At 69.6% G+C, this 12789-nt stretch carries 6 protein-coding genes; 5 read left to right on the forward strand and 1 reads right to left on the reverse strand.

Annotation, left to right across the window (positions count from 1 at the left end; translation table 11 throughout):
• Nucleotides 1-70 precede the first annotated feature (70 nt).
• A complete protein-coding gene (locus BLW00_RS06695; protein ID WP_092550863.1) occupies nt 71-1726 on the reverse strand; it encodes a helix-turn-helix transcriptional regulator in 1656 nt (551 codons plus the stop codon).
• A 245-nt stretch (nt 1727-1971) separates the two neighbouring features.
• Here BLW00_RS06695 and BLW00_RS06700 point away from each other — a divergent pair, with 245 nt between their 5' ends.
• From BLW00_RS06700 to BLW00_RS06720, 5 genes are all read left to right on the forward strand, one after another.
• Nucleotides 1972-3699: an RNA polymerase sigma factor gene (locus BLW00_RS06700; RefSeq protein WP_175494164.1), complete on the forward strand. Its 1728-nt coding sequence runs from the start codon at nt 1972-1974 to the stop codon at nt 3697-3699.
• 83 nt (nt 3700-3782) lie between these two features.
• The gene (locus BLW00_RS06705) at nt 3783-4802 is read left to right on the forward strand and encodes a helix-turn-helix domain-containing protein (protein WP_092550869.1); all 1020 of its coding nucleotides are present in this window, start codon (nt 3783-3785) and stop codon (nt 4800-4802) included.
• A 174-nt stretch (nt 4803-4976) separates the two neighbouring features.
• The gene (locus BLW00_RS24225; protein WP_281242385.1) at nt 4977-9500 is read left to right on the forward strand and encodes a S8 family serine peptidase; all 4524 of its coding nucleotides are present in this window, start codon (nt 4977-4979) and stop codon (nt 9498-9500) included.
• A 141-nt stretch (nt 9501-9641) separates the two neighbouring features.
• Nucleotides 9642-10640 carry a serine hydrolase domain-containing protein gene (locus BLW00_RS06715; protein WP_092550872.1) on the forward strand — a complete coding sequence of 333 codons (999 nt, stop codon included), beginning with the start codon at nt 9642-9644 and terminating at the stop codon, nt 10638-10640.
• A 225-nt stretch (nt 10641-10865) separates the two neighbouring features.
• Entirely contained in the window at nt 10866-12353 is a 1488-nt protein-coding gene (locus BLW00_RS06720) for an HNH endonuclease signature motif containing protein (RefSeq protein WP_175494165.1), read from the forward strand.
• The last annotated feature ends 436 nt before the right edge of the window (nt 12354-12789 follow it).

Below are 12789 nucleotides of genomic sequence, written 5' to 3' on the forward strand. Positions count from 1 at the left end.
TCTCCTCGTGTCGGGGAGAGGGGCAGGTGTCCAGTCTACCCGGGGCCGCTCAGCGGGGCTGTGGCGCCGATCATGCCGTAGCGCGCCCCGAGACGGTGACCGTACGGAGTTCCTCGAGAGAGTTGATGCCGACCTTTCGGTAGATGCTGCGGAGCTGCGTCTTGATCGTGTTCGTCGACACGAAGAGTGCAGCCGCGATCTCGGCGATGCTCTGGTAGCGGACGGCGGTGGTGGCGACCTCGCGTTCGCGGGCGCTGAGCCGGCGGAATGGATCATGGGCTCCATCGGAGACCGCGTTCGACAGAAGATCCTCGTGGAGGTGGTCGGGGATCGAGCCGGGGTGGAGGGCGAGGAGTTCGGCCAGATCGGTTCGCGGGATGAGCGTCAGAGACAAATAGAGTCGGTGTCGGCGAGCATGTTGCGAGGCGAGCTCGAAGGCGTTCGACGCCGTCTCCGTGTCGCCCGTGCGGCGTGCTGCGGCGGCGCGGAGGGCGAGTGCGCCGATGAGGATGCGGGGCGTGCCGAACGAGCTCTGAATCAGCATCGCCGCTTCGCGTGCGACCCGGGAGTGATCCTCGGTGAGCAGTGCCGCTCCGACGTCCCAGAGCAGGCCGAGTTGAGAACCGAAGCCGCCCGTATCCGCGGCGTCGGTCAGCTGCCGGATGGCGTTCCTGGAGCCCGTGAAGTCTCCCACGCGTGTGAGCAGGATCGAGCGTGCAACGGCGACGATCGGGGCTTGGCCTTCGTTCTCAGGTCTGCTGTCGGTGGCGGGGCGGTTCGAATCGATCTGGGTCACGACGTCGAAGGAGCGCGACGGATCCTTCTCGGTGATCGCTGCGAGGTACTTCTGTGCCGGCCACCGCTCCGGCGACGCGGCCAAGTCGACCTTCGCCAGTTCGACGCCGGCTTCCTGTTCGCGGAGCTCGTCGAGGAGCAGGTGGGTGCGGGCGAAGCGGGCCGTGATCGAAGCGCGATCTTCCCACCATTCCCCCGTGGGATCGGGCACGCGTCGAAGCCAGTGGCGGGCTTGGATGTTCCGGCCCGCGAGCGCGTGCACCCACGCCACCGACCCGGCAGCCGCTGCCTGGATGAAGCGATGCCCGGCCAAGACGGCGGCATTGAAACTGTCGGTGTATTCGAGAGCCGCTCGATCGAGGTCTTCGGCGTACTCCCACGCCATGCCCCACTGATAGTGAAGATCCGGAAGAAGCGGATGGAGCCCGTCGATCGCCTCGTCGTCGCTCTCGGCCAGGAGTGCGCGTGCTTCGGCGGCCCCCGCGGCGGCGGCCGCCATCCGCCCTGTTGCGCGGCGATCGGCGATCTTGCTGGTCAACACGACGAGCACGTCCATCAGGGTGCGTGGAGTGCCCGTGATCGGGGGATGCCGATAGCTGGTGGTCAGCTTCTCGGCGGGGCCGACGAGTCGATCGAGGTAGCTTCGCGCGATGACCCACCCCGGAGCCTGCTGGAGGATGTCGACGGGAAGGGATTCGATGGCAGTACGAAGGCCTTGCGGATCCGCCAGGAGTTGGGTCACCCACTCCGTTTGCAGCACGGCGAGGACGGCCCCCCAATCACGGTTCGCGACGTGATCGCGCAGGTGCTCCTCGAGCGTCGCCCCGGTCGGCCCCGCCGCCGCCCATCTGCTCTCCGTGCTCGAGCGCGGAGGCGCGAGCGCCGCTGCGATGACGGGGAGGGACCATGCCGGACCGAGTTTGTTCGCCATTCTCGATCCGCCACGTGGTGTTTCTGGTTCGACTGCTTTCACATTGCGCCCCCGTCGATTTCGTATCCCCAATGGAGTGTCCGAAGATTAAGGAGTGACGAACGCGAGAAAAGTGACGTCACGCATGGTGGCAAGCGCTCTGCTCTTGCCCCGAACGGAGCCTTGGGGGAGGGGCGGACATGCGGGGTGCCAGCGATACGGAGCTCTTGAAGGCAGTTCGGGAAGGGGATCGCGACAGCTATGACATGCTGTGGCGACGCCATTCGGATGCCGCCTACCGATACGCCAGTCGACTGATTCCGGCTCAAGCCGACGACCTCGTGTCCGAGGCGTTCGTCGCGATCCTCCACCAAGTCACGACAACCGACAAAGGGCCCCAATTCGCGTTCCGGTCCTATCTCAAGGCAGTGATACGCAACACGGCTGCCGAGTGGGAACGGCAGGCGGGGCGGTATCTCAACTCGGACGACCTCGACCAGGCGGACCTCCGCGACGGCCTCAGCCTGCTCGAGCAGAAATCGGACTCCGAGGACGTGATCACCGCATTCCGCTCCTTGCCCGACCGGTGGCAGCGCGTGTTGTGGCTCGCCGAGGTCACGGAAGCGGGCAGAGCCGAGATCGCGAAGGAACTGGGAATCAAGCCGAACGCGGTGTCCGCACTGCAACGGCGGGCGCGCACCGGTCTGAGGTTCCAGTGGCTCACCCAACAGATTCCCGCCGCGCTTCGCGACGACACAGACCACGTGGCCCGTCTGATTCCGCAGTACCTGACCGAGCCGAACAACGGCGCCGTCGCCGTCGCCGTCACGACCCATGTTCGCACCTGCTCGGTCTGCGAGGACCTCCTGCGAAGCACCCGTGCCCGTGCCGCCGGGCTCCGCGGTGGCGCTCTCGCGATTGTGCTGGCATCTGCGGGTGTGGGAGCGACGACGACGGTCACCCTGTCGTCGGGAACCGCCGCTGCTGCAGCCATCGCCGGAGTCTCGGGTTGGTTTCTCATCGGCGGTGCGACGGTGGCCGCCGTCGGCGGACTCATCGTGACCTCGGTCGTCATCACAGCGCCGCCGTCATCCGCACCGGCCGACGCCGCGGCTCCGGTGAGCGTGTCGCCACCTGCTCCTGTGCCGGAATCCGGCCCGGCTCCGTCCGCCATCATCCCCGTGGCGCCCCCCATCCCTGCGGCGCCTCCCACGCCGGCATCGCCCGTGTCAGACGAGGAGCCCACCGGGCGGCTGGTGACGGATCCGACGGTCCCGTCGGTCACCCTCATCGACGACCCTGACCAAGAAATGCCCAGTGCGCCGCCCCGGCCGACGCCCGCCCCGCCTGACACCCCTGAACCAGGCACGGAGCCATCGACCCAGCTCTCCCCGGGAGTCACCAGCCCCGTGACGTACACCGGATACTCGGCACCAGTCATCACCGGGAGAACATCTCCCGGAGACGACGTCGCTGTCGCACTCGACGCACGGCGCTACGCTCCTGTGGTCGCCGACGACGGCACCTGGAGCTTCGACCCGCGCGCGCTTCAACTCGACGCAGGCACCTACGATTACCAGGTCTGGGCCTACAACGCGACATCGCAATCCGTCGCCGTCGCAGGAACGTTCACGGTGCTGCCACTCCAGCTGAGGGGATTCGAGCAACTCACCGGGTTCGAAGACATGACCGTCGAGGAAGCGCAGACCACGGGCGTCGTCATAGCGATCACGGGCCCGCCCGATGGCAGAGTATCCGTCACCACGATGCAAGGAGTCTCTGCGACGATCACGCTGGACGAGAACGGGTACACACGCAAACGACTTCTGTTGAACGCACGCGGATGGTACTACTTCAGCTTCCGCGCCCTCGACAGCGACGGATTCTGGGGTCCGGTGGTCGAATCAGCCGTCGACGTGTTCGACCCGGAGGTCATCTTCGACCCGTGGGGGCCCGACCCCGAGGAGATGACGTTCGATCTCGTCGATCCGTAGAAGGGCCTGTCCGGAGGGTCCGGGGTGACGTGCGCGACAGGTGATCCCATCTGTGGAGCCCAGGGCGACCGTAGGGTGGAGGGGTGGCTGACGACATCCCCTTCCTCGATGTGGCCGGGCTCGACCCGCTGAGCGAACGCGTGTACCTCGACCTGCTCACCCAGGGCCGCTCGAACGCGGCGCACGTCTCGGAGAAGTTCGACCTCGGACTGCCCGCCGCCTCCGCGATGCTCGAAGACCTGCGCGATCTGGGGCTGGCCTCGCGCCTCGAAGGCGCCGAGCGCGATTACACGCCGGTCGACCCGGGCTACTCCCTGCGCGCCATCGCCGACCGGATGGGCGACCAGGTGCTGCGCATCCGGGAGTCGCTGCCGAAGCTCGTGGAGCTCTTCGAGCGCGTGCCGCCGACCGGGATCGACCAGACCCAGACCACCGTGCTCGCCGACGCGGATGCGGTGGCCGCCTGGTACACCCGCCTGCAGCATCAGGCGCGCACCGAGTTCCTCGCCTTCGATCGTCCGCCCTACGTGTCGGCCTCGCTCGACCCGGTCGAGGCCACCGCCCTCGGCCGCGGTGTCGAATGGCGCGCCATCTACACGATCGAGAGCTTCGACGACGGCACCACCTGGGAGGAGGTGGCCGACCTGGCCGCCCAGGGGGAACAGGCGCGCATCGCCCCCGATCTGCCCACCAAGCTCGCCATCGTGGATCGCCGCACGGCACTGGTGTCGCTGACGCTCGATCCGGGCCGCATCTCTGCGCTCGTCACCTCCTCGCAGCCGCTCGTGGATGCCCTGCGCCAGCTGTTCGAGTTCCACTGGGCCCGATCGCTGCCGCTCGGGGATGCGCGAGCGCAGCTGGAGAACGGGTCGGCGCCCCCGGAAGGCGCGGTGCGCGGCGCGGGGCGCATCCGTTCGGCCACGCCGGAAGAGCGCACCCTGCTGTCGCTGATGGCCGTCGGTATGAAAGACGACGCCGTCGCCCGCCAGCTGCAGATCTCGCCCCGCACGTTGCGCCGCCGCAGCCAGGAGCTGATGAACGAGCTCGAGGCGAGCACCCGGTTCCAGGCGGGGCTGGAAGCCGCGCGTCGAGGCTGGTTGTAAGGCCGGAGTTTCCGCCGTGTAACGATCGCGTTTCCGCGCCTGGCCGGTTGCGGCAGATGGCCGGGTTAGGCCACCACGCATCACTCCGGGTTCCCCAGAATGGGACGAACCGGCGACGCCGACCCCCGAGCGGGGGTGCTGTGCGCCATCCGCTTCCTTCGATCAAGGGCCTTCGTGAACACGTCTTCTGCACCGAACCGCGCTCCCCGTCCTGCACGCCCGACCCACCGCGCGAGCACGCGCTGGTGGGCGGCCACGACCGCCGTGCTGCTGGCCACCGGCCTCGGCGCCGGTGCGCTGGGGGTGGGGCCGGCGGCAGCGGCGCCCCGATCGGTTCCGGCACCGGCATCCGCTCCCTCCGCGGCGACGCCGTCAGCGGCCGGCCCGGCCGACCCCGCCTTCGCCGACGGCCGCTACATCGTCACCCTGAAGAGCGACGCGGTCGCCGCCTACCGCGGCGGACTCGCGAAGTTCCCCGGCACGCAGTCGGCCCCGGGCGACGACCTCGACGCCGGTTCGCGCAAGGTGGCCGACTACTCGAGCTACCTCGCCGGGGTGCAGGAGCAGGTGGCCGACTCGGTCGACGCCGAGATCACGACCTCCTACACCCTCACCACGAACGGCTTCGCGAGCACCCTCACCGCCGCGCAGGCCACGGCGCTCGCCGCCGACCCGCGAGTCGCCCGCGTGGTGCCCGACGAACTGCTGCACCTGACGGCCACGCCGTCGACCGACTATCTCGGCCTCTCGGGAGCCGACGGCGTGTGGGCGCAGACCGGCGGCGTCGAGTCGGCGGGCGACGGCATCGTGGTCGGCATCATCGACAGCGGCATCGCGCCCGAGAACGCCTCGTTCGCGGGCGCTCCGCTCGCGACCGACCCCGGCACCGGTCAGCCGTACCTCGACGGCGACACCGTCGTGTTCGACAAGGCCGACGGCAGCACTTTCCACGGCGCCTGCGAGACCGGCGAGCAGTTCACGGCCGACGACTGCTCGACCAAACTCATCACCGCGCGCTACTTCGTCGACGCCTACGGAGGCTCCGACGTGCTCGGCCGCGACCGCGGCGAATACCTCTCGCCCCGCGACGGCAGCGGCCACGGCTCGCACACCTCCAGCACGGCGGCGGGCGACGCGGATGTCGCGGCCTCCGTCGCGGGCCGTGACCTCGGTCTCATCTCCGGTGTCGTGCCCGGCGCCAAGATCGCCATGTACAAGGCCTGCTGGACCGGCCCGACCCCCTTCGACGACGGCTGCCAGACCGGCGACCTGCTCGCCGCGATCGACGCGGCGGTCGCCGACGGTGTCGACGTGATCAACTACTCCATCGGCGGCGGAGCCGCGCAGACCACCATCTCGCTCACCGACGAGGCCTTCCTGAACGCCGCCGCGGTCGGCGTCTTCGTGGCCGCCTCGGCGGGCAACGACGGCCCGGATGCCTCCACCGCCGACAACGCGGCCCCCTGGATCACCACGGTCGCCGCCTCCACCATCCCCTCCTACGAAGCGACCGTTCGCCTCGGCGACGGCCAGGTCGTGCTCGGCGGCTCGATCACCGTGCCGACGGATGCGCCCGTGACCGGCCCGTTCGTCGACGCGACAGCGGCTGCCGCTCCGGGCGCCGCCGACCCGCAGCTCTGCGGCCCCGACACCCTCGACGCCGCGAAGGTCGCCGGGGCCATCGTGCTCTGCGACCGCGGCGTGGTCGACCGCGTGGCGAAGTCGGCCGAGGTGGCACGCGCCGGCGGCATCGGCCTGGTGCTCGTGAACACGCATCCGGACTCCCTCGATCTCGACACCCACACGGTGCCCACCGTGCACGTCGACTCCGCGTCGGCCGACGCCCTGCACGCCTACGCGGCGACCGCGGGCGCCACCGTCACGCTCGAAGACGGCAACCCCGACGCCCTCCCCTCGCCGCCGACACCTCAGGTCGCCGGATTCTCGTCGCGCGGGCCGATCCTCGCCGACGGCGGCGACATCCTGAAGCCCGACATCGCGGCTCCGGGTGTCGGCATCCTCGCCGCCTACGCGAACTCCGAGAGCCAGGACGGGCAGTACGCCCTGCTCTCCGGCACCTCGATGGCCTCGCCGCACATCGCCGGGCTGGCCGCGCTCTACCTGGGCGAACATCCTGACGCCACACCGGCCGAGATCAAGTCGGCGATGATGACCACCGCCTACGACACGGTCGACGGATCGGGCGCTCCGGTCACCGACCCGTTCGCCCAGGGCGCCGGGCAGGTCGACCCCACGCGCTACTTCGATCCGGGAATGCTCTTCCTCAACGACGTCGACGACTGGTACGGCTACGCCGAGGCGCTCACCGGGCTCGACCTGGGCGTCGACACGGTGAGCCCCTCGCAGCTCAACCTCCCGTCGATCAGCATCGGTTCGCTCGCCGGAACCGAGACGATCACCCGCACGGTCACGGCGACCCGCGCCGGCACCTTCACGGCGGCGCCGGTCAGCATCCCGGGCATCGATGTCGTGGTCTCGCCGAGCGTGCTGACCTTCGGGGCGGCCGGTGAAGAGCAGAGCTACACCGTCACCTTCACGCGAACGGATGCCCCGCTCGACGAGTTCGCCACCGGCCAGCTGATCTGGACCGACGGCGACGAGACCGTCACCACCCCGCTCGCGGTGCGGCCCGTGACGCTCGGTGTGCCTCGTGAGGTCGCGGCCGAGGGTGCAGACGCCTCCGTCGACATCCCCGTCGCCGTGGGAACGACCGGTGACCTCGACATCACGAAGACCGGCCTCGCGAAGGGCGACGTGCTGCACGGCACCGGAACGGCGTCGGCCGACGGCAGCCCGTCGGTGCGCGACCGGTTCGTGGTCGACGTGCCCGAAGGCACCACCTTCGCGCGGTTCGCCCTCGACTCGCTCGACGGCACGGCCGACCTCGACCTCTATCTCTCGCTCTACGACGAGAACGAGCAGGTCACGCCCATCAACCAGGCGGCCACGCCGAATCCCGACGAGACGCTCGACGTGCCCGGCCTCTCGCCCGGACGCTACATCGTGGAGGTCGACTTCTTCGCCGGGCAGGGAGACCTGGACTACACCCTCACGAACTACTTCCTCGGGTCGTCGTCGACGGCCGGTGCGTTCACGGCGACGCCGGAGAAGCTCCACATGACCCTCGGTGAGCCGGCGGCGGTGACGGCGTCGTGGTCGGGCCTCGAGCCGGGTGCGAGCTACCTCGGTCGCGTCGGCTTCGGCGACACCGGGCACAGCACGATCGTGACCGTCACCACCCCGGGCGACCCCGTGCCGCCGACCGGTGACCTCGCGATGACGGTCGACCCCGCGTGGGCCCGAGCGGGAACGGATGTCGCGGTGCACGCATCCGGCCTCACCCCCGCTGAGCCGTACACGATCACGGTCGGTGGTGGTGCGGATGTCGTGGTGACCGGCCTCGGCAGTGCGGGCGGACGAGCCGACCGGGCCGTCTCGCTGCCCGCCGGGCTCGCCGACGGCGCCTACCCCGTCACGATCGAGTCATCGGCCGGCACCGTGTCGGCCACGGTGAACGTGGCGAAACTGCTGGTGTTCAGCACCCTGGAGTGGACGCAGTACGACTCCGACGGCGCCGCGAGCACGACGCTCGAGACGAGTTACGTCGGAACCGGCGAGATGCGAGTGAAGCTCACCGGCGCCACCGGAACGGTGCTCGACGAGCGGATCGCGGTCTCCTCCGACCCGATCTTCTGGTCGGACAGCGTGCGGTCGTCACCCGCTGCCACGCCGGCCGGTATCTATACCGCCGACGTCTGGGCGGTGGCCGAGGACGGGTCGCTCACGCAGCACTTCGACTACGTCTTCACGGTGGCCGCGTCGCAGCCGAGCGATGTCACGATCACGCAGAACCCGAACGACGAGAACCTCGCCGACCTGTCGTTCACCAACCGCTCGGGCAATTTCTTCCTGGTGCGGCTGCGCTACAAGCTCTGCTCGGGTCCGGTGGTGTTCTCGACGGTCGACATCAACAAGGAGGTCATCACGCAGACCTTCGACATGACGGGCGCGGCGTACGTCGAGCTCATCCGTGACGACGACGTGGTGCTCGCGAGCTACCAGAACACCGGTTCCGCCCGGTGCGCGCCCGAACCGCACATCACGCAGGACTACTGGCTGACCTTCAGCGACGACCCGTCGACGGCGGAGGAGGGCAAGCCGATGTCGATGGTATTCAGCAACCGCATCCCGGCCTGGAGCCACGGCTTCGACTTCACTGCGGGCGTCGGCAACAGCATCCGCGCGGGTCAGTTCTACTACCAGCAGACCCCGCACGAGCTGGTGACCGAGCCCGGTCCGATCGTGACCGTGCCCCTTCAGGTGCCGGAGAACGACGACTACTGGGTGCGGGCGTTCTACGAGACCCTCTCGCCCGACAAGCACGTCACGGCGCACCGAGTGATCTACGCGCTGCCGGTCGACCTGTCGATGCTCCAGCCGGTGGCGGATGAGGGCGAGCCGGGCGAGGGCGAGCCGGGTGGCCCGGGCGCCGGTGACCCCGGGGCTGGCTCGGGTGGCGGCCAGGGGAGCGTGCCGGCCGGGGCGGGCCAGGCATCCGGTGACCTCGCGGCGACGGGTTCAGGGGCCCTGTCGACCGTGATCGCGGCTCTGGTGCTGCTCCTCGCGGGAGCGGCGGCGGCGGTCGCGACGGCCAAGCGGCGGCGGAGCCGGGCCTAGCCGGCCCCGTCGGCCTCTCGGCCCGGAGCGGGGCGCCCTTTCGAGTGGGGCGCCCCGCTTCTGCGTGCGTCGCGCCGGCGATTCGCATGACAGGTTCGGGGTGCGGTGTAATCGACGGGGACTCTCGACCGAGGAGGATGCGTGGGAACACTGGTGCTGGACGACGCCGTTCGCTGGGTGAAGCGACAGGTGGAGGAGGGGCCGCTGCCGTCGGCGGTGTTCGGGGTGGCGACATCCGCGGGTGTGCAGCACATGGAAGCGTTCACTGGCCGGGATGCGCGCACCGCCGAGATCGATGACTACTACGCGCTGTTCTCGGTGACCAAGCCGCTGTCGGGCATCGCGATCGCGCGGTCGGTCGAGCGCGGCGAACTGTCGCTGCGGGCGTCGCTCGCGTCGGCGTTCCCGTCGGACGAGGCCCAGCCCTGGCGCGCCGGCGTGCGCCTCGAGCACCTGATCTCGCACACCGCGGGGCTGAGCGAGCCGCCCCTCGACTCGCCGCTCGATCTCGACGAGCAACTCGGCCTCGCCCGCCCCGACTTCCTGCCCGGATCGATGGTGCGGTATTCCAACATCGCCTTCCACGGTGCGGCGCGCATCCTCACCGCCGTCACCGGTCGTGACCTGCACGACGAGATCGAGGTGCTCGGCGCGTTCGCCGGCGGCTCGGCGCTCACCTTCGACGCCGGGAGCGACCCGCACGAGGTCTTCGGGCAGAAGGGGGTCGGACTCGACCACGCCGCGATGGTGCGGCACCGTCATCCTGCCGCCGGGGTGAACGCGACCGCGGCGGGCCTGCTCGAACTCGGCAGCTCCCTGCTGCGGGCGAACGGCGGCGTTCGCGGCCAGGTGTTGCACCCCGAGACGCTCCGCGGGATGCTCGTGCCCCGCACCATCGGGGTGCCCGAGCCCATCCCCGGCGACCCGAAGCGCGACTTCGGGTTGGCCTGGAACATCCGGCAGACCTCCACTGCGCTCCTGCACCGTAACGCTTTCGGGCACGAGGGCTGGTCGGGCACCCAGTGGTGGATCTACCCCGAGCTCGACCTGTGCTTCGCCCTCATGACGAACCTGCTCGACGTGCGTCTCTACGGTGTCGACCCCGACGAGTTGAACAATGCGGTGGTCGCCGGATCCTGATCTCTCGCGTGTGAGCCTGAGCGGCTGCCGCGCGCTGCGCGCTTGCCGACGATGGGTCCTGCCCGGGTTTTCTGAGATCGTGACGGATGCGGTTGGTCTGGATTCCGGTGACCGTCTGTTCGACTCAGCCCTGGTTCCTTTTCGGCAAGCGCGGAGCGCGCGGCAGGTTCCCGGGGGTCAATGTCGGTGGCTGGTGTTTGAATAAACCTCATGAAGGGTTTGTTCGTGGTTCGCATCGAGGAACTCGACGCGCGCCTGGATGCGGAGATCGATGAACTCCACGACATCGACCTCGCCACCGCCGGGTTGGATGCGCGCCGGGCCCGGTGTCTGGCCGCGGTGGGGCGGATCGCGGACGAGCGGGCCGCCCTGGCCTCCCCGACCGGGCGCGGGTTGTCGGAGGCGCGGGAGGGCGAACGGCGGCTGGTCGCGGTGGAGATCGCGACCGCCACCCGGCGATCCGAGCGGACCGTGGCGCGGATGATCAACGACGCCGAACAACTCGTCCACGACTACCCCGCCACCCTGGCTGCGCTGTCCGAGGGCAGGGTGTCCGGGTTGCACACCCGGCACCTGATCGCTCACGCCTGCACCCTCCCCGCCCAGGCGCGACCCGCGTTTGAAACGAAACTTCTTGACCTCGCGGCCGTCCTGCCGGCGCACCGGTTCGCGGAGCGGGCGCGTCGTCTGCGGGAGACCGCCCACCCCGACTCGATCACGGTCCGTCACCGGCAGGCCCGCGAGGAACGCAGCGTGTGGCTCTCACCCGAGTGTGACGGGATGGCGACCCTCACCCATCACCTGCCCGCGGTCGACGCGGTCGCTGTCGATGACCTCCTCGACAAAATCGCGAGGAGTGAACGCTCCGATACGGATCCCCGCACCCATCTGCAGCGCCGCGCGGACGCTCTCACCCGCCTGATCCTCACCCCCGGCAACCCCGCCCGGCCCGCGTCGATCACCGCGAACGTGCTCGTCACCATCCCCGCCACCACCATCGCCGGTGTCTCCGACCAGCCGGGTGACCTGCACGGGTATGGGCCCATCGACCCCGATACCGCCCGGGCCATCGCGGCGACCGCGCCCACCTTCCTCCGGATCCTCACCCACCCCGTCACCCGGGAACCCACCATGGTCACCCGACACCGCGGCCGCGCCGTCGCCGCCTGCCCCGACGCGGGCGCCCACCACCCCACCATCGACACCCACCCCACCATCGACACCCACCCCACCATCGACACCCACCCCACCATCGACACCCACCCCACCACCGACACCCACCCCACCACCGACACCATCCCCACGAGCGACACCCACCCCACCAACGGCGCCCTCCCGACCGGCGACACCCACTCCACCAGCGGCACCGACCCCACCGACCGCACCGACGACCGCGAGACCACCGGCCGGGACCGGTACAGCGCCGCACCCGAACTCCGACTCGTGCTCGCCGCCATCGACCAGACCTGCCGATTCCCCGGCTGCAACCGACGCGCCAACCGATGCGAACTCGACCACACAAAAGACTGGGCCCACGGCGGCACCACCACCCCCGACAACCTCACCTACCTCTGCCCCCGCCACCACCACCTCAAACACAACACCCGCTGGACCGTCGAATCCGACCCCCACCGGCCCCGCCACCTCAACTGGCGCAGCCCCCACGGACGCCAACACACCACCGCACCACCACCCCCACCCAACGACACCTGAAGCCACGCGCACCAGGAGGTGCCAAATGAGCTGCCCCTCCGAGTTGCAGTCCTGCTCGAACGCGCCTGCACTCGAACGAGCCTGAACTCGAGCGCACCCGAGGCGATCAGTCGGTTGGTAGATGAGTGAATCAGGCGCAGGTTGCGCTCAGCACGGCGACAAGGACGGTGAGTGCCGTTCTCGCGTCGCGAACAGCGGTGCTGAGGGGGCGAATCGTCAGACCGGCGCGCACGGCCTCTCGGCCGTCAACGGCGCCTGAGGCAGGATTCGCCCCTGGACATCGATGACCCCAGAGCGGGGGTCTGGCGCGACGGGGGGCCACTCGGGGAGAGTTCTCTTGTCGACACGTGTCTCCGATCGACAGATCTGCCCCAATCCGCACCGGAAGAGCAATTCATGAGCGCGTCACCGTCGTCATCGCGACCGAATCGGATCA

The organism is Herbiconiux ginsengi, from assembly GCF_900107435.1.
Classification (GTDB): domain Bacteria; phylum Actinomycetota; class Actinomycetes; order Actinomycetales; family Microbacteriaceae; genus Herbiconiux; species Herbiconiux ginsengi.